Here is a 21,737-nt window from a genome sequence, read left to right as displayed (position 1 = left end):
ACTGGGAAATAAAAATGGCGAGTGGTTTATTGTTATTACTCGATGATATTGCAACGATTTTAGACGATGTTGCAGTCATGAGTAAGATGGCTGCAAAAAAAACAGCAGGGGTGTTGGGTGATGATTTAGCGCTAAACGCTCAGCAAGTCAGTGGCGTACGCGCAGATCGAGAGTTGCCTGTGGTATGGGGCGTAGCTAAAGGTTCTTTCGTTAATAAACTTATCTTGGTTCCATTAGCATTACTGATTAGCGTAGTTGCACCTTGGTTAATCAATCCTTTATTAATGATTGGCGGCTTATTTCTATGTTATGAAGGAGTAGAAAAAGTTGTACACATGCTCCAGCATAAAAAAGCAAAAACAGCTGAGGAAGCCAATGAAAGCTTGGAACAGATCGAAATAGATTTAGACAAGTTTGAAAAAGAAAAAGTAAAAGGTGCGATTCGTACCGATTTTATTTTATCTGCTGAAATTGTGGTGATTTCGTTAGGTACAGTTGCAACAGCAGCATTTATGACTAAAGTGACTGTATTAAGTGTGATTGCAATCGTAATGACCGTAGGTGTTTATGGTTTTGTTGCAATGATTGTGAAAATTGATGATTTAGGCTTATATTTAACACAACAAGCATCTTTGTTAAAAAATAAAATAGGTCGTGGTCTACTCGCATTTGCTCCTATTCTAATGAAAACATTATCTATTGTTGGAACGGTTGCAATGTTTTTGGTAGGTGGTGGAATTATTTCGCATACAGTTCCTTTATTACATCATTTTACTGAAAAAACTGTTGACCATTTAGAGTTGATTCCAAGTTTTGGTTCAATTATCGGTGCCTTAACACCAACTTTGATTAATCTAGGAATCGGCTTTATTGCAGGTGCTGTTGTATTAATGGTTGTTATGCTTATTCAAAAATTTTGGTCAAAAGCATCTGCATAAATAAAATGCTCAATCACCATCATTATCATATGTGAGGTTAATATGCGTTGGAAAGGTCGTCGTGTCAGTACCAATGTTGAAGATCGTCGTGGTGGTGGCGGAGCAAAAGCAGGTGGAATCAGTATTATAGGTTTGATCGTTGCATTTGTTGCGTGGAAGTTTTTTGGAGTAGATCCACAACAAGCCTATCAAGCGACTCAAGCGGTTACCAGTGCCCAATCTTCGCAAGAGGGTGTTGCGCCACAAAATTTAACTGCTGAACAGAAAGAGGCAAGTGATTTTGTTGGAACTATTCTTGCGGATACAGAAGATACTTGGACTCCGATTTTTCAAAAACTTGGCATGACTTACACGCCACCACGCTTAGTTTTGTTTAGCGGTGTCGATAAATCAGCTTGTGGTAGGGCACAAGCAGCAATGGGGCCGTTTTATTGTCCTGCGGATCAAAAAGTTTATATCGATACTGCTTTCTTTAAAGATATGCGCCAGCAAATGGGTATTTCTGGTGAGCAGAATCAGACAGAACTTTCTCGTCAAGATCAAGCAGGGGATTTTGCACAGGCTTATGTTATTGCGCATGAAGTCGGGCATCATATTCAAAATCTATTGGGCATCTCTGGTCAAGTACAGCAAGCACGTGCACAAGCTAGCCAAACACAAGGAAATCAGCTTTCTGTCCGTTTAGAATTACAGGCGGATTGTTTTGCTGGTATTTGGGCGCATCAGAATCAACAGCGCACTCAATTTTTAGAACAGGGTGATATTGAAGAAGCGATGGATGCTGCCGAGAAAATTGGCGATGACTATTTACAACGTAGTGCTACAGGTCAGGTTGTTCCCGATAGTTTTACACATGGTAGTAGTGAACAACGAACGCACTGGTTTCAGCAAGGTCTGAAATCTGGAGATATCAATCAATGTGATACTTTTAAGTAAAAACGATGAATATTTGTCCTTGATTTTTATACGTAAGATATACGATGTATAAGAAAAATTAACGTAAAATTATATTGTCTATACTGATTTGAGGATGATGGGTTTATTACTGCATCTAAGTTATCTCTTTTGAAATAAAAAAATTGCTGTATAGACACTAATTTTTCACTCAGTTTTAGAATAATCCATTCATAAATTTTATCGGCATTAAATTTTAAAATTTAAGTAACGTATCTTATTGAAAATAAGTAAGAGGTTGTATGGGGAATTATTTTCTATTACAGGCATTAACCGTAATTTTTGCATTATCCATTGCAACGACCATTTTTAATAAAAGAATTTTAGGATTCCCACAGGCAATTGGTGTACCAATTGTGTCAGCAATTTTTGTCTTTATTTTACAGTGGGGAGCCAGCTTATTAAATGGAAATGAGTTTATTACGATTAATATTCATAATATTGAAGCCGCAGTACGCGAAATTGATTTTTATGATTTTTTAATTAATGGTGTAATTTGCTTTATCCTAACGTCTTCTGCTTTAAAGTTTAAAATTTCAGATCTACGTAATTACTGGAAGCCAATCAGTATATTAGCAACGATTGCTTTAGTATTATGTGCCGGTTTTTATGCGGGAATTTTATATTTTTTCCAATGGGCAGTGGGCTATCCTGTTCCGATTTCAGTTTTATTGCTCCTCGGCGCGGCTTTGGGAGCAACCGATCCCATTGGAATTAAAGGCGTATTAAGTTCCATTCGTGCACCTCATCACTTGATTGTAAAACTAGAAGGTGAATCTTTATTTAACGATGCGATGTGTATCGCTTTGTTCATGACTTTACTGAAAGTTTTACAAGGTGAGCACTTCTCATTGCTTGCGACTGTTGAAACATTATTATATGAAATTTTTGTCGCAGTGATTATTGGTTTCGCATTTGGCTTTGGAATTTTGCGGTTATTGCGTGGTAAGCATGAGATGGAGTCGCTAATTTTAACGACTGCATTACTTGCGAGTGGTTCATATCTAGTTGCGTTATTTGCGCATGCATCTGCGCCAATTGCTTGTGTAATTGGCGGTTTAATTGTTGGGAATAAATGGCAAGAAATCCGTGAACAACGTGAAATTCGTGAAGTAAATCATTTCTGGCATACAGTTGAAGGCATTATTAATTCATTTCTATTTACATTGATTGGTTTAGAATTATTTATTTTAGATTTAAGTGTAAATTTAATTATTGGTGGAATTGTTTCTTTCTTAATTCTTCATTTTTCACGATTCGCAGCGAATTTCTCAGCTTTTGCTTTATTTCCTTCATTTCGATACAAAAGTTACAATGGTAGTTTAACTATTCTGTCATGGGGTGGCGTCCGTGGGGGTATTTCATTGGCTTTAATTTTAGCTGTTGCGAACATTCCTCAGCTCAGTCCTTATAGCAGTATCTTAATTGGATATACTTTTATTAGTGTACTTTTATCTGGCGTTGTGTGTGGCTTAGGCTTACCCGCTGTCATGAATACTTTTTATTATAATCCAAATGAGCAAACAGAGGGGCTAAAAGGTTTTTATTAACAGATGTGTAATAAAATGAACCGACGTGGTTTTAAATATATCGTTGATGAAGATGCTTTAGGTAAAGAAATAATAACAATTTACAATCCAGAAATTCTATTAGATCAAAAATCGGATGATGGTGTGGCAACAGTTCACCACCCAAATAAAAGAGATGAAGTAAGACGTTTAGAAAATCCCAATAATTTTTAATATTATATTTTATTCTTTTGATAAAAAGCCTTTAGTTAATATTAAAGGCTTTTTTATATTATGGTTTTAAAATTTCTAAAAATTATTTTAACCGATCTTAAAGTTCTTTTTAGGAACTAATTAATATTATTTTATATATTTATTAAGAAATGTAATTTTAATAACTATTAAAAAGGTTTTTTAAATATTTTTTATTTAAAAATCAATTGTTTATTTTGCTGTAATTAATTGTGTCAATGTAATTGTTTAATACATGGTTTTTGTGAGCTATTTAACATTTTTTATATTTGATTTAAAGTAATGTTGTGAAGTATGTTGCTAGAAACAATAACTTAAATCTAAAGTAACAACTTAATTAAAAACTAGTTGGAAATTAATAACTTATAATAAGGAGTTTAATCATGGCTGAAATACAAATTATTTCCAAGGAAAGTCATAAAATCCTTGTAAATACGACGGCAAAAACAGCTTCACTATCATCTTCTGAGCCGACAGTTGTATTAGTTAAGATTCCTACAACTGATATTTCGGCAGTGAAAAGAGATGGAACGAATGCTGTTGTTCTATTAAAAAATGGAGAAATGATCGTAATTCAAAATTTCTTCAGCGAGAGTGCTAGCTTAGATAATAGCCTTGTATTTCAAGGGGAAAATGGTCAGCTCATTTGGGCAAGATTTAAAGATGCGGAAAATGATGCAGATGCAGATAGTGATGCAGATGCAGATAGTGATTCTGACCATGAAGGTGCAGTTTATTTAGAAGAAACACCAGCAGCAGTTCCTGAAGTTGCACAAGCGCCAGTTTCAGATTTTGTTTTTCAATCAATTCAATCTGTTGAACCCTTACTTTATCATGAAGCCGGATTGAGCCCTTGGTTATGGGCTATCCCTCTTGCAGCCGGTGGTATTGCTGCGGCTGCAGGCGGTGGTGGAAATAATAATAATCCTACAGATACTATGCCACCGAATACAAGTAATGTTGGATTCAATATCAATCCAGTCACTGTGGACAATGTGATCAATATTGCTGAATCATCAAGTAATGTCACCATTACGGGAACGTTAACGAATATCCCCGCCGATGCAGCGACTACAGTAGTGACGGTGGTTGTGAATGGTGTCAGTTATAACGCGACTGTAAACACTGCGAATGGTACATGGAGTGTGAATGTACCGGGCAGTGGCTTATTGGCAGATGGAGATAAAGTTATTGATGCCACTGTGAAATTCACAGATGCGGCAGGGAATAGCAGCACAGTTAACGATAGCCAAAGCTATGGTGTGGATGTGACTGCACCAAATGCACCAGATATTAATCCAATCAATGCAACAGATCCGATCACCGGTACAGCAGAACCGGGTTCAACCGTGACCGTGACCTTCCCGGGTGGAGGTACAGCAGTTGTAATTGCGGGACCAGACGGTAGTTGGACTGTGCCAAATCCGGGTTTAAATAACGGAGATACCGTTACAGCAACTGCGACTGATCCAGCAGGAAACCCATCACAACCAGCGACAGAAATAGTCGATACGCTTAGCCCAGTAACAGATAATGTTGGATTCAATATCAATCCAGTCACTGTGGACAATGTGATCAATATTGCTGAATCATCAAGTAATGTCACCATTACGGGAACGTTAACGAATATCCCCGCCGATGCAGCGACTACAGTAGTGACGGTGGTTGTGAATGGTGTCAGTTATAACGCGACTGTAAACACTGCGAATGGTACATGGAGTGTGAATGTACCGGGCAGTGGCTTATTGGCAGATGGAGATAAAGTTATTGATGCCACTGTGAAATTCACAGATGCGGCAGGGAATAGCAGCACAGTTAACGATAGCCAAAGCTATGGTGTGGATGTGACTGCACCAAATGCACCAGATATTAATCCAATCAATGCAACAGATCCGATCACCGGTACAGCAGAACCGGGTTCAACCGTAACGGTAACTTTCCCGGGTGGAGGTACAGCAGTTGTAGTTGCGGGACCAGACGGTAGTTGGACTGTGCCAAATCCGGGTTTAAATAACGGAGATACCGTTACAGCAACTGCGACAGACCCAGCGGGCAATACCTCAGCACCAGCCAGCGGCACCGTATCGAGTGATGTCACTGCACCCTTGGTGAATGTCGATGACGTGTTGAGCAATGATGCAACCCCAGCTTTGACGGGCACAGTGAATGACCCAACAGCAACCATCGTGGTCAATGTAGATGGTGTGAATTATCCAGCCACCAACAATGGCAATGGCACTTGGACTTTAGCAGACAATAGCTTACCCAACCTTGCGGATGGACCGCACACCATTACCGTCACGGCTACCGATGCAGCAGGCAATGTTGGAACGGATACCGCGGTATTAACGATTGATACCACTGCACCGAATGCACCAGTCCTTGATCCAATCAATGCAACAGATCCGATTAACGGTACAGCAGAACCGGGTTCAACTGTAACGGTAACTTTCCCAGATGGCAGCTCTGCCCAAGCAGCGACTGATCCAGTGACTGGGGCGTGGACTGTACCGAATCCGGGTGGATTAACCAACGGAGAAACCGTTACCGCAACTGCGACAGACCCAGCGGGCAATACCTCAGCACCAGCCAGCGGCACCGTATCGAGTGATGTCACTGCACCCTTGGTGAATGTCGATGACGTGTTGAGCAATGATGCAACCCCAGCTTTGACGGGCACAGTGAATGACCCAACAGCAACCATCGTGGTCAATGTAGATGGCGTGAACTACCCAGCCACCAACAATGGCAATGGCACTTGGACTTTAGCCGACAATAGCTTGCCCAACCTTGCGGATGGACCGCACACCATTACCGTCACGGCTACCGATGCAGCCGGCAATGTTGGAACGGATACCGCGGTATTAACGATTGATACCACTGCACCGAATACACCAGTCCTTGATCCAATCAATGCAACAGATCCGATTAACGGTACAGCAGAACCGGGTTCAACTGTAACGGTAACTTTCCCAGATGGCAGCTCTGCCCAAGCAGCGACTGATCCAGTGACTGGGGCGTGGACTGTACCGAATCCGGGTGGATTAACCAACGGAGAAACCGTTACCGCAACTGCGACAGACCCAGCGGGCAATACCTCAGCACCAGCCAGCGGCACCGTATCGAGTGATGTCACTGCACCCTTGGTGAATGTCGATGACGTGTTGAGCAATGATGCAACCCCAGCTTTGACGGGCACAGTGAATGACCCAACAGCAACCATCGTGGTCAATGTAGATGGCGTGAACTACCCAGCCACCAACAATGGCAATGGCACTTGGACTTTAGCCGACAATAGCTTGCCCAACCTTGCGGATGGACCGCACACCATTACCGTCACGGCTACCGATGCAGCCGGCAATGTTGGAACGGATACCGCGGTATTAACGATTGATACCACTGCACCGAATGCACCAGTCCTTGATCCAATCAATGCAACAGATCCGATTAACGGTACAGCAGAACCGGGTTCAACTGTAACGGTAACTTTCCCAGATGGCAGCTCTGCCCAAGCAGCGACTGATCCAGTGACTGGGGCGTGGACTGTACCGAATCCGGGTGGATTAACCAACGGAGAAACCGTTACCGCAACTGCGACAGACCCAGCGGGCAATACCTCAGCACCAGCCAGCGGCACCGTATCGAGTGATGTCACTGCACCCTTGGTGAATGTCGATGACGTGTTGAGCAATGATGCAACCCCAGCTTTGACGGGCACAGTGAATGACCCAACAGCAACCATCGTGGTCAATGTAGATGGCGTGAACTACCCAGCCACCAACAATGGCAATGGCACTTGGACTTTAGCCGACAATAGCTTGCCCAACCTTGCGGATGGACCGCACACCATTACCGTCACGGCTACCGATGCAGCCGGCAATGTTGGAACGGATACCGCGGTATTAACGATTGATACCACTGCACCGAATACACCAGTCCTTGATCCAATCAATGCAACAGATCCGATTAACGGTACAGCAGAACCGGGTTCAACTGTAACGGTAACTTTCCCAGATGGCAGCTCTGCCCAAGCAGCGACTGATCCAGTGACTGGGGCGTGGACTGTACCGAATCCGGGTGGATTAACCAACGGAGAAACCGTTACCGCAACTGCGACAGACCCAGCGGGCAATACCTCAGCACCAGCCAGCGGCACCGTATCGAGTGATGTCACTGCACCCTTGGTGAATGTCGATGACGTGTTGAGCAATGATGCAACCCCAGCTTTGACGGGCACAGTGAATGACCCAACAGCAACCATCGTGGTCAATGTAGATGGCGTGAACTACCCAGCCACCAACAATGGCAATGGCACTTGGACTTTAGCCGACAATAGCTTGCCCAACCTTGCGGATGGACCGCACACCATTACCGTCACGGCTACCGATGCAGCCGGCAATGTTGGAACGGATACCGCGGTATTAACGATTGATACCACTGCACCGAATGCACCAGTCCTTGATCCAATCAATGCAACAGATCCGATTAACGGTACAGCAGAACCGGGTTCAACTGTAACGGTAACTTTCCCAGATGGCAGCTCTGCCCAAGCAGCGACTGATCCAGTGACTGGGGCGTGGACTGTACCGAATCCGGGTGGATTAACCAACGGAGAAACCGTTACCGCAACTGCGACAGACCCAGCGGGCAATACCTCAGCACCAGCCAGCGGCACCGTATCGAGTGATGTCACTGCACCCTTGGTGAATGTCGATGACGTGTTGAGCAATGATGCAACCCCAGCTTTGACGGGCACAGTGAATGACCCAACAGCAACCATCGTGGTCAATGTAGATGGCGTGAACTACCCAGCCACCAACAATGGCAATGGCACTTGGACTTTAGCCGACAATAGCTTGCCCAACCTTGCGGATGGACCGCACACCATTACCGTCACGGCTACCGATGCAGCCGGCAATGTTGGAACGGATACCGCGGTATTAACGATTGATACCACTGCACCGAATACACCAGTCCTTGATCCAATCAATGCAACAGATCCGATTAACGGTACAGCAGAACCGGGTTCAACTGTAACGGTAACTTTCCCAGATGGCAGCACTGCCCAAGCAGCGACTGATCCAGTGACTGGGGCATGGACTGTAGCCAATCCGGGTGGATTAACCAACGGAGATACAGTTACCGCAACTGCGACAGACCCAGCGGGCAATACCTCAGCACCAGCCAGCGGCACCGTATCGAGTGATGTCACTGCACCCTTGGTGAATGTCGATGACGTGTTGAGCAATGATGCAACCCCAGCTTTGACGGGCACAGTGAATGACCCAACAGCAACCATCGTGGTCAATGTAGATGGCGTGAACTACCCAGCCACCAACAATGGCAATGGCACTTGGACTTTAGCCGACAATAGCTTGCCCAACCTTGCGGATGGACCGCACACCATTACCGTCACGGCTACCGATGCAGCCGGCAATGTTGGAACGGATACCGCGGTATTAACGATTGATACCACTGCACCGAATACACCAGTCCTTGATCCAATCAATGCAACAGATCCGATTAACGGTACAGCAGAACCGGGTTCAACTGTAACGGTAACTTTCCCAGATGGCAGCACTGCCCAAGCAGCGACTGATCCAGTGACTGGGGCATGGACTGTAGCCAATCCGGGTGGATTAACCAACGGAGATACAGTTACCGCAACTGCGACAGACCCAGCGGGCAATACCTCAGCACCAGCCAGCGGCACCGTATCGAGTGATGTCACTGCACCCTTGGTGAATGTCGATGACGTGTTGAGCAATGATGCAACCCCAGCTTTGACGGGCACAGTGAATGACCCAACAGCAACCATCGTGGTCAATGTAGATGGCGTGAACTACCCAGCCACCAACAATGGCAATGGCACTTGGACTTTAGCCGACAATAGCTTGCCCAACCTTGCGGATGGACCGCACACCATTACCGTCACGGCTACCGATGCAGCCGGCAATGTTGGAACGGATACCGCGGTATTAACGATTGATACCACTGCACCGAATGCACCAGTCCTTGATCCAATCAATGCAACAGATCCGATTAACGGTACAGCAGAACCGGGTTCAACTGTAACGGTAACTTTCCCAGATGGCAGCTCTGCCCAAGCAGCGACTGATCCAGTGACTGGGGCGTGGACTGTACCGAATCCGGGTGGATTAACCAACGGAGAAACCGTTACCGCAACTGCGACAGACCCAGCGGGCAATACCTCAGCACCAGCCAGCGGCACCGTATCGAGTGATGTCACTGCACCCTTGGTGAATGTCGATGACGTGTTGAGCAATGATGCAACCCCAGCTTTGACGGGCACAGTGAATGACCCAACAGCAACCATCGTGGTCAATGTAGATGGCGTGAACTACCCAGCCACCAACAATGGCAATGGCACTTGGACTTTAGCCGACAATAGCTTGCCCAACCTTGCGGATGGACCGCACACCATTACCGTCACGGCTACCGATGCAGCCGGCAATGTTGGAACGGATACCGCGGTATTAACGATTGATACCACTGCACCGAATACACCAGTCCTTGATCCAATCAATGCAACAGATCCGATTAACGGTACAGCAGAACCGGGTTCAACTGTAACGGTAACTTTCCCAGATGGCAGCACTGCCCAAGCAGCGACTGATCCAGTGACTGGGGCATGGACTGTAGCCAATCCGGGTGGATTAACCAACGGAGATACAGTTACCGCAACTGCGACAGACCCAGCGGGCAATACCTCAGCACCAGCCAGCGGCACCGTATCGAGTGATGTCACTGCACCCTTGGTGAATGTCGATGACGTGTTGAGCAATGATGCAACCCCAGCTTTGACGGGCACAGTGAATGACCCAACAGCAACCATCGTGGTCAATGTAGATGGCGTGAACTACCCAGCCACCAACAATGGCAATGGCACTTGGACTTTAGCCGACAATAGCTTGCCCAACCTTGCGGATGGACCGCACACCATTACCGTCACGGCTACCGATGCAGCCGGCAATGTTGGAACGGATACCGCGGTATTAACGATTGATACCACTGCACCGAATGCACCAGTCCTTGATCCAATCAATGCAACAGATCCGATTAACGGTACAGCAGAACCGGGTTCAACTGTAACGGTAACTTTCCCAGATGGCAGCTCTGCCCAAGCAGCGACTGATCCAGTGACTGGGGCATGGACTGTAGCCAATCCGGGTGGATTAACCAACGGAGATACAGTTACCGCAACTGCGACAGACCCAGCGGGCAATACCTCAGCACCAGCCAGCGGCACCGTATCGAGTGATGTCACTGCACCCTTGGTGAATGTCGATGACGTGTTGAGCAATGATGCAACCCCAGCTTTGACGGGCACAGTGAATGACCCAACAGCAACCATCGTGGTCAATGTAGATGGCGTGAACTACCCAGCCACCAACAATGGCAATGGCACTTGGACTTTAGCCGACAATAGCTTGCCCAACCTTGCGGATGGACCGCACACCATTACCGTCACGGCTACCGATGCAGCCGGCAATGTTGGAACGGATACCGCGGTATTAACGATTGATACCACTGCACCGAATACACCAGTCCTTGATCCAATCAATGCAACAGATCCGATTAACGGTACAGCAGAACCGGGTTCAACTGTAACGGTAACTTTCCCAGATGGCAGCACTGCCCAAGCAGCGACTGATCCAGTGACTGGGGCATGGACTGTAGCCAATCCGGGTGGATTAACCAACGGAGAAACCGTTACCGCAACTGCGACAGACCCAGCGGGCAATACCTCAGCACCAGCCAGCGGCACCGTATCGAGTGATGTCACTGCACCCTTGGTGAATGTCGATGACGTGTTGAGCAATGATGCAACCCCAGCTTTGACGGGCACAGTGAATGACCCAACAGCAACCATCGTGGTCAATGTAGATGGTGTGAATTATCCAGCCACCAACAATGGCAATGGCACTTGGACTTTAGCCGACAATAGCTTGCCCAACCTTGCGGATGGACCGCACACCATTACCGTCACGGCTACCGATGCAGCCGGCAATGTTGGAACGGATACCGCGGTATTAACGATTGATACCACTGCACCGAATGCACCAGTCCTTGATCCAATCAATGCAACAGATCCGATTAACGGTACAGCAGAACCGGGTTCAACTGTAACGGTAACTTTCCCAGATGGCAGCTCTGCCCAAGCAGCGACTGATCCAGTGACTGGGGCGTGGACTGTACCGAATCCGGGTGGATTAACCAACGGAGAAACCGTTACCGCAACTGCGACAGACCCAGCGGGCAATACCTCAGCACCAGCCAGCGGCACCGTATCGAGTGATGTCACTGCACCCTTGGTGAATGTCGATGACGTGTTGAGCAATGATGCAACCCCAGCTTTGACGGGCACAGTGAATGACCCAACAGCAACCATCGTGGTCAATGTAGATGGCGTGAACTACCCAGCCACCAACAATGGCAATGGCACTTGGACTTTAGCCGACAATAGCTTGCCCAACCTTGCGGATGGACCGCACACCATTACCGTCACGGCTACCGATGCAGCCGGCAATGTTGGAACGGATACCGCGGTATTAACGATTGATACCACTGCACCGAATGCACCAGTCCTTGATCCAATCAATGCAACAGATCCGATTAACGGTACAGCAGAACCGGGTTCAACTGTAACGGTAACTTTCCCAGATGGCAGCACTGCCCAAGCAGCGACTGATCCAGTGACTGGGGCGTGGACTGTACCGAATCCGGGTGGATTAACCAACGGAGAAACCGTTACCGCAACTGCGACAGACCCAGCGGGCAATACCTCAGCACCAGCCAGCGGCACCGTATCGAGTGATGTCACTGCACCCTTGGTGAATGTCGATGACGTGTTGAGCAATGATGCAACCCCAGCTTTGACGGGCACAGTGAATGACCCAACAGCAACCATCGTGGTCAATGTAGATGGCGTGAACTACCCAGCCACCAACAATGGCAATGGCACTTGGACTTTAGCCGACAATAGCTTGGCTGCATTGGCAGAAGGCAGCTATAGCGTTACTGTGACTGCGACTGATTTAGCGGGCAATGTCGGTACCGATACAGGTACGATCACAATTGATTTAACTCCGCCTGTGGTGACCTTGACCGATCTCAGCAGCAATGACCAAACCCCAGCGCTTAGCGGTACCATAGATGACCCAACCGCGACCGTGGTGGTGAACGTGAACGGTACCGACTACACCGCCACCAATAACGGTGATGGGACTTGGACCTTAGCAGACAACAGCTTACCAAGCTTGCCAGAAGCGAACTACCCAATCACCGTGACGGCAACAGACACAGCGGGCAATGTGGGTACAGATACCGGCAGCTTAAGCATAGACTTAACGCCACCAAGCACCACTACGACAGTGTTTAGCATTGATGCGATCACTGCGGATAACGTACTGAACAGCACAGAGGCAGGCGCTGCGACCGTGACCCTCACCGGGGTGCTCACTGGAATCCCAGCGGATGCAAGCAGTACGGTAGTTACCGTGACGGTGAATGGCAATGACTACACCGCAACCGTAGACACCGTTGCAGGGACTTGGAGTGTGGATGTCAGCGGCAGTGACTTGGCCAATGACAACGACTTGACGGTCGATGCCAATGTCAGCTTCACCGATGTTGCGGGCAACAGCAGCAGCGTCAACGACAGCCAAAGCTATACCGTGGACACTACAGCGCCTGTGGTGACCTTGACCGATCTCAGCAGCAATGACCAAACCCCAGCGCTTAGCGGTACCATAGATGACCCAACCGCGACCGTGGTGGTGAACGTGAACGGTACCGACTACACCGCCACCAATAACGGTGATGGGACTTGGACCTTAGCAGACAACAGCTTACCAAGCTTGCCAGAAGCGAACTACCCAATCACCGTGACGGCAACAGACACAGCGGGCAATGTGGGTACAGATACCGGCAGCTTAAGCATAGACTTAACGCCACCAAGCACCACTACGACAGTGTTTAGCATTGATGCGATCACTACAGACAATGTGATTAACAGCACAGAGGCAGGCGCTGCGACCGTGACCCTCACCGGGGTGCTCACTGGAATCCCAGCGGATGCAAGCAGTACGGTAGTTACCGTGACGGTGAATGGCAATGACTACACTGCAACCGTAGACACCGTTGCAGGGACTTGGAGTGTGGATGTCAGCGGCAGTGACTTGGTCAATGACAACGACTTGACGGTCGATGCCAATGTCAGCTTCACCGATGTTGCGGGCAACAGCAGCAGCGTCAACGACAGCCAAAGCTACACTGTGGACACTACAGCGCCTGTGGTGACCTTGACCGATCTCAGCAGCAATGACCAAACCCCAGCGCTTAGCGGTACCATAGATGACCCAACCGCGACCGTGGTGGTGAACGTGAACGGTACCGACTACACCGCCACCAATAACGGTGATGGGACTTGGACCTTAGCAGACAACAGCTTACCAAGCTTGCCAGAAGCGAACTACCCAATCACCGTGACGGCAACAGACACAGCGGGCAATGTGGGTACAGATACCGGCAGCTTAAGCATAGACTTAACGCCACCAAGCACCACTACGACAGTGTTTAGCATTGATGCGATCACTGCGGATAACGTACTGAACAGCACAGAGGCAGGCGCTGCGACCGTGACCCTCACCGGGGTGCTCACTGGAATCCCAGCGGATGCAAGCAGTACGGTAGTTACCGTGACGGTGAATGGCAATGACTACACTGCAACCGTAGACACCGTTGCAGGGACTTGGAGTGTGGATGTCAGCGGCAGTGACTTGGTCAATGACAACGACTTGACGGTCGATGCCAATGTCAGCTTCACCGATGTTGCGGGCAACAGCAGCAGCGTCAACGACAGCCAAAGCTACACTGTGGACACTACAGCGCCTGTGGTGACCTTGACCGATCTCAGCAGCAATGACCAAACCCCAGCGCTTAGCGGTACCATAGATGACCCAACCGCGACCGTGGTGGTGAACGTGAACGGTACCGACTACACCGCCACCAATAACGGTGATGGGACTTGGACCTTAGCAGACAACAGCTTACCAAGCTTGCCAGAAGCGAACTACCCAATCACCGTGACGGCAACAGACACAGCGGGCAATGTGGGTACAGATACCGGCAGCTTAAGCATAGACTTAACGCCACCAAGCACCACTACGACAGTGTTTAGCATTGATGCGATCACTACAGACAATGTGATTAACAGCACAGAGGCAGGCGCTGCGACCGTGACCCTCACCGGGGTGCTCACTGGAATCCCAGCGGATGCAAGCAGTACGGTAGTTACCGTGACGGTGAATGGCAATGACTACACCGCAACCGTAGACACCGTTGCAGGGACTTGGAGTGTGGATGTCAGCGGCAGTGACTTGGCCAATGACAACGACTTGACGGTCGATGCCAATGTCAGCTTCACCGATGTTGCGGGCAACAGCAGCAGCGTCAACGACAGCCAAAGCTACACTGTGGACACTACAGCGCCTGTGGTGACCTTGACCGATCTCAGCAGCAATGACCAAACCCCAGCGCTTAGCGGTACCATAGATGACCCAACCGCGACCGTGGTGGTGAACGTGAACGGTACCGACTACACCGCCACCAATAACGGTGATGGGACTTGGACCTTAGCAGACAACAGCTTACCAAGCTTGCCAGAAGCGAACTACCCAATCACCGTGACGGCAACAGACACAGCGGGCAATGTGGGTACAGATACCGGCAGCTTAAGCATAGACTTAACGCCACCAAGCACCACTACGACAGTGTTTAGCATTGATGCGATCACTACAGACAATGTGATTAACAGCACAGAGGCAGGCGCTGCGACCGTGACCCTCACCGGGGTGCTCACTGGAATCCCAGCGGATGCAAGCAGTACGGTAGTTACCGTAACGGTGAATGGCAATGACTACACTGCAACCGTAGACACCGTTGCAGGGACTTGGAGTGTGGATGTCAGCGGCAGTGACTTGGCCAATGACAACGACTTGACGGTCGATGCCAATGTCAGCTTCACCGATGTTGCGGGCAACAGCAGCAGCAGCGTCAACGACAGCCAAAGCTATACCGTGGACACTACAGCGCCTGTGGTGACCTTGACCGATCTCAGCAGCAATGACCAAACCCCAGCGCTTAGCGGTACCATAGATGACCCAACCGCGACCGTGGTGGTGAACGTGAACGGTACCGACTACACCGCCACCAATAACGGTGATGGGACTTGGACCTTAGCAGACAACAGCTTACCAAGCTTGCCAGAAGCGAACTACCCAATCACCGTGACGGCAACAGACACAGCGGGCAATGTGGGTACAGATACCGGCAGCTTAAGCATAGACTTAACGCCACCAAGCACCACTACGACAGTGTTTAGCATTGATGCGATCACTACAGACAATGTGATTAACAGCACAGAGGCAGGCGCTGCGACCGTGACCCTCACCGGGGTGCTCACTGGAATCCCAGCGGATGCAAGCAGTACGGTAGTTACCGTGACGGTGAATGGCAATGACTACACCGCAACCGTAGACACCGTTGCAGGGACTTGGAGTGTGGATGTCAGCGGCAGTGACTTGGCCAATGACAACGACTTGACGGTCGATGCCAATGTCAGCTTCACCGATGTTGCGGGCAACAGCAGCAGCGTCAACGACAGCCAAAGCTATACCGTGGACACTACAGCGCCTGTGGTGACCTTGACCGATCTCAGCAGCAATGACCAAACCCCAGCGCTTAGCGGTACCATAGATGACCCAACCGCGACCGTGGTGGTGAACGTGAACGGTACCGACTACACCGCCACCAATAACGGTGATGGGACTTGGACCTTAGCAGACAACAGCTTACCAAGCTTGCCAGAAGCGAACTACCCAATCACCGTGACGGCAACAGACACAGCGGGCAATGTGGGTACAGATACCGGCAGCTTAAGCATAGACTTAACGCCACCAAGCACCACTACGACAGTGTTTAGCATTGATGCGATCACTACAGACAATGTGATTAACAGCACAGAGGCAGGCGCTGCGACCGTGACCCTCACCGGGGTGCTCACTGGAATCCCAGCGGATGCAAGCAGTACGGTAGTTACCGTAACGGTGAATGGCAATGACTACACTGCAACCGTAGACACCGTTGCAGGGACTTGGAGTGTGGATGTCAGCGGCAGTGACTTGGCCAATGACAACGACTTGACGGTCGATGCCAATGTCAGCTTCACCGATGTTGCGGGCAACAGCAGCAGCGTCAACGACAGCCAAAGCTACACTGTGGACACTACAGCGCCTGTGGTGACCTTGACCGATCTCAGCAGCAATGACCAAACCCCAGCGCTTAGCGGTACTATAGATGACCCAACCGCGACCGTGGTGGTGAACGTGAACGGTACCGACTACACCGCCACCAATAACGGTGATGGGACTTGGACCTTAGCAGACAACAGCTTACCAAGCTTGCCAGAAGCGAACTACCCAATCACCGTGACGGCAACAGACACAGCGGGCAATGTGGGTACAGATACCGGCAGCTTAAGCATAGACTTAACGCCACCAAGCACCACTACGACAGTGTTTAGCATTGATGCGATCACTGCGGATAACGTACTGAACAGCACAGAGGCAGGCGCTGCGACCGTGACCCTCACCGGGGTGCTCACTGGAATCCCAGCGGATGCAAGCAGTACGGTAGTTACCGTGACGGTGAATGGCAATGACTACACCGCAACCGTAGACACCGTTGCAGGGACTTGGAGTGTGGATGTCAGCGGCAGTGACTTGGCCAATGACAACGACTTGACGGTCGATGCCAATGTCAGCTTCACCGATGTTGCGGGCAACAGCAGCAGCGTCAACGACAGCCAAAGCTATACCGTGGACACTACAGCGCCTGTGGTGACCTTGACCGATCTCAGCAGCAATGACCAAACCCCAGCGCTTAGCGGTACCATAGATGACCCAACCGCGACCGTGGTGGTGAACGTGAACGGTACCGACTACACCGCCACCAATAACGGTGATGGGACTTGGACCTTAGCAGACAACAGCTTACCGTTGTTGGCGATTGCAGCTTATCCAGTGACTGTAACTGCTACTGATACTGCAGGTAACATCGGAACAGATACGGGCACATTAACGATTGATGTGACAGCACCAACCGTAACCTTTGATGATTTAACGACTAATGATGCTACGCCTCAATTAACAGGTACGACTGATGATCCAACAGCAACAATTGTTGTCACTGTGAATGGTATAAATTACACAGCGACTAACAATGGTGATGGAACTTGGACATTAGCTGACAATACATTGCCATCCTTAGCTGATGGAGGTTATACGGTCACTGTAACCGCAACTGATCCAGCAGGAAATGTTGGGTTAGATACAGGTACTTTAGCGGTCGATGCAAATCCATTAGCAGCATTTGATAATTTTGATAATGCTGTGATCAGCCCACAACCTTTATTGGTGGTTAATGATCAAGCATTAGGAAGTGCAAGCTATTTCATCCTTACTTCATTGGTTGGGTTAGATCTTCAACTTGGAGCAAATTCAGTAGGTTTCACGGTCGGTGCAAATCAAGAAGGAACAGCAACATTTACCTATAGTTCCTTAATTGATGCGAGCTTGTTATCTGATTACCTTCTAGTTGTTCAAAAATATAATACGACAACTGGTCAATGGGAGTCATTGCATGGAGACAGTGATGCTTCTCTGATTAGTTTAAGTTTATTAGGTATAGGTGCAACACCTGGTGCCATCCTAGAAGGTTTAGATGAAGGACAATATCGTGCTTTTATGACTTTTGATGGGTTACTCGGTGCAAGTGTACTCGGTACTTTATCTGGCACAATGGATGTTTATGACTTGACCCAAATGGGTGGATATGAACTTGGTGATGCACAAGGTAATGTAATTACTGACGTAAACTCTAGTGGTGATGTCGATATCGTAACACCAACGACTTATGTAACTAGTGTAGATGGTGTTTCAATTGGCGCGGCAGGAACGACTATCTCGGGTGATTATGGTTCAATTACCTTCTACCAAGATGGTAGTTATATCTATACACCACTTCCTAATGGTGCAGGTATTGGACAAACAGAACAGTTCAATTACACCTTACTTGATTCTGCAACAGGAGATCTGGCTCAAGCGACGCTTTACATTGATCTTGGTTCAATTAGAGCTGCTGATAACTTAATAGAAGCTAAATTAGATCCTCAACCATTGTTAGTGGAAAATGATGCTGCTTTAGGTTCTTCTTCTTATCTCGCGCTCGTTTCATTGGCTGGGCTTGACTTCCAATTACTTGGAACAGATGCCATTGAATTCTCGGTCGCAGATAATTTAGAAGGGGTTGCAACTTTCACCTTCAGTACTTTACTTGGTGCTTCTGCATTAGGTGATTACACAGTCGTTGTTCAAAAATACAATGATATTACTGGTCAGTGGGAATCCATAACTGGTGGAACAAATGCTTCGTTCATTGATCTGACATTACTAGGTTCAACACCAGCAGCACAAATAGGTGGTTTAACTGAAGGTTCATATCGAGCATTTATGGCTTATGACGGACTTATCGGAGTTGGCCTCGGTGGTACTCTGACTGGTACGATGGATGTTTATAATCCACATATTATTGATAGTTATGAAGCTGTAGCCGTACATGGCAATCTAATTTCAGATCCAAATACGAATGGTGATATTGATATTGCCACTACAAATACGGTCATCAGTGAAGTAAATAGCATCGCAATCGATCCAGCAGGAACAACGATTACTGGAACTTACGGTAGTTTAGTGATCTATCCAAATGGTGACTATACTTATACACCAACTGCAAATATGGCTGGTCTTGGTCAAGTTGATCAATTTACCTACACACTATTTGATCCAATAACTGGTGATACTTCGGATGCAACATTCTATGTACATCTTGATAGTAATACGATTGATATGACTTGGAATGCAGCAGACCCATCTCAACCTGCAGTCATTAATGATCCATTACCTTTAGATGCATTCAGTAATGTTGATGTGGCTTCGATTGATTATCAGTATCCAGTAACAGTTGAAAATCTCAATAATGCAATTAGTTATAGTTGGTTATTGGGTGTTGGTGGATTAGTGATTGGTAGCTCAAGTGGTTCGGCAAACTTTACGGTTGATCCAGGTAATCTGACCGACGCTGTAATTTCTGTGAACTTTGGTTCTATTGGAACACTACTTGATGGTCTTCACGTAGTTCTGACTCGAACTAACCCAGATGGTTCTAGCACTGTAGTTGCAGATAGTTCTAACAACGGTTTGCTTGATTTATTAGGTATCTTTGGCTCAACAGTTCAGTTCGAAGCTAAAAACTTAGCTGCTGGCACATACACCTTGTTTATGGAAAGTAATACTTTACTGACTGCTCTAGGTAGCGTGACTGCAGACATTACTTTAAATCATGGTGATATTACCCAAGCTCCAGTTATTACTGGTGCAGCGATAACAGGTAATGTGATGTCAGATGATAATTCTGCGCTATATGGTATGAACTATGATCATGATTTCATTACATCAACCACAACAGTGACTCATATCGCTTCTTCTGAGGTTGGCAATAGTAATAGCTTGAATGTGACTGTGGGTGTTCCAACGGTGATTGTCGGCAACTATGGTACATTGACCATTAATTCTGATGGTAGCTATAGTTATCAACCAGTTGTGAATCCTGCAAACATTGGTAAGGTTGATAGTTTCACTTATACCTTGTCTGATCCTACCAATGGGTTAGCTGATAGCACTGCATCATTACATATTCAAATCGGTTCTAATGATGTGAGCTTCACATGGGACCCAATTGATCCATCGTTAGATGCGGTTATTCCTGCTCCACAAGCAAATCCTGATACAGCAGCTTCATTAGTGGATGTACAAAATGTGGTCAACAATAACTTCTTTAATGCGAGTGGTAACACACTAGGTGTTATTGCAACAACGCAAACTTATACAAGTGGGGCCTTTACCTTAACCAATAGCATGGACCCATCTGGAATCTTAAGTGTCAATGCCTTAGGCCTAGGTAATGCCAATGTAACCTTAGCACTACAAAGACAAACAGGTCCAGCAACATGGGTAAATGTAACCACCGATGTTCATACTGGTGTTGTTCTAGCATTAGGTGAAATTGCATCGATAGACCTATCAAGTTTGAATTTGATCGCAGGTAACTATCGTGTACAAACAAGAATCCAAACCCCATTAATTGGTGGTGCTGTGATGTTGATTGGTACAAATGCTGATGTGAATATTACTTATGTTGATCAATTTACCAATACAAGTCCTACAGTCGATTGGATACATGGAAACATCTTAGAAGGAGATACACTTGGCGGTATTGCTGATGTTACAGTCGGTACTCAGTTATATGTATTAAATCCTGTTTCTGGGTTATATGAGTTAGCTGCTGGTCAAAGTATTGATACGGGCGAAGGCACATTGTACATGTACAGTGATGGTTCATATTATTATCAACGTGACATTGTGGTTTCATCTGCAACAGATGTAATCGATTATAAACTGGTGTCTTTTGATGGAACTGAAGTTCAATCAACATTGACCATCTCTTTAGGACAACACTTCAATCTTAGCTCATCAAATGATATCGTTACGAGTACATCTGGTAATGATGTATTGGAAAGTGCTACGGGTGGTGCAGATACATTAATCTTTAATGTGTTGAATAATGCTGACAATGCAGGTGGTAATGGTCATGACACTTGGAATGGTTTTCATGAGGGTAATACTGCAACAGATCCAAATGCCGATATTATCGATATTTCTAACCTTCTAGTTGGATATACAGGAAACGGAAGTGCTGCTTCGTTAGCAGGTTTTGTGAGTGTAAGTTCAGATGGCACTACAACAACAATTAGCATTGATAGAGATGGTGCAGGCGGTGCTGCTCACAGTAGCGTGACATTGCTTACCATTGATGTCGATACAACATTGAATGATTTGATTGCGAATAATCAACTCCATGTTCTTTAAACACTAATTCCTAAAAA

General features: G+C 47.3%; 3 protein-coding genes and 1 pseudogene. All 4 read left to right on the top strand.

The window, feature by feature from the left end; translation table 11 throughout:
- Positions 1–14: 14 nt before the first annotated feature.
- The 4 genes and pseudogenes from ACN19N_RS11295 (at position 15) to ACN19N_RS11280 (ending at position 21,720) form a co-directional block, all read left to right on the top strand.
- Positions 15–938 carry a DUF808 domain-containing protein gene (locus ACN19N_RS11295; RefSeq protein WP_420001348.1) on the top strand — a complete coding sequence of 308 codons (924 nt, stop codon included), beginning with the start codon at positions 15–17 and terminating at the stop codon, positions 936–938.
- 42 nt (positions 939–980) lie between these two features.
- Positions 981–1,874 carry a neutral zinc metallopeptidase gene (locus ACN19N_RS11290; RefSeq protein ID WP_269238329.1) on the top strand — a complete coding sequence of 298 codons (894 nt, stop codon included), beginning with the start codon at positions 981–983 and terminating at the stop codon, positions 1,872–1,874.
- Positions 1,875–2,134: 260 nt separating this feature from the next.
- A pseudogene (locus tag ACN19N_RS11285) lies at positions 2,135–3,634 on the top strand (cation:proton antiporter).
- 401 nt (positions 3,635–4,035) lie between these two features.
- On the top strand, positions 4,036–21,720 hold the full coding sequence (locus ACN19N_RS11280) for a BapA/Bap/LapF family large adhesin (protein ID WP_420001347.1): 17,685 nt from the start codon (positions 4,036–4,038) through the stop codon (positions 21,718–21,720).
- The last annotated feature ends 17 nt before the right edge of the window (positions 21,721–21,737 follow it).

Origin of the sequence: Acinetobacter sp. LF10, from assembly GCF_048585715.1 — a bacterium.
Classification (GTDB): Bacteria; Pseudomonadota; Gammaproteobacteria; order Pseudomonadales; family Moraxellaceae; genus Acinetobacter.
Note: the sequence above shows the minus strand (reverse complement) of the source record. Positions and strands in the feature narration are given on the sequence as shown.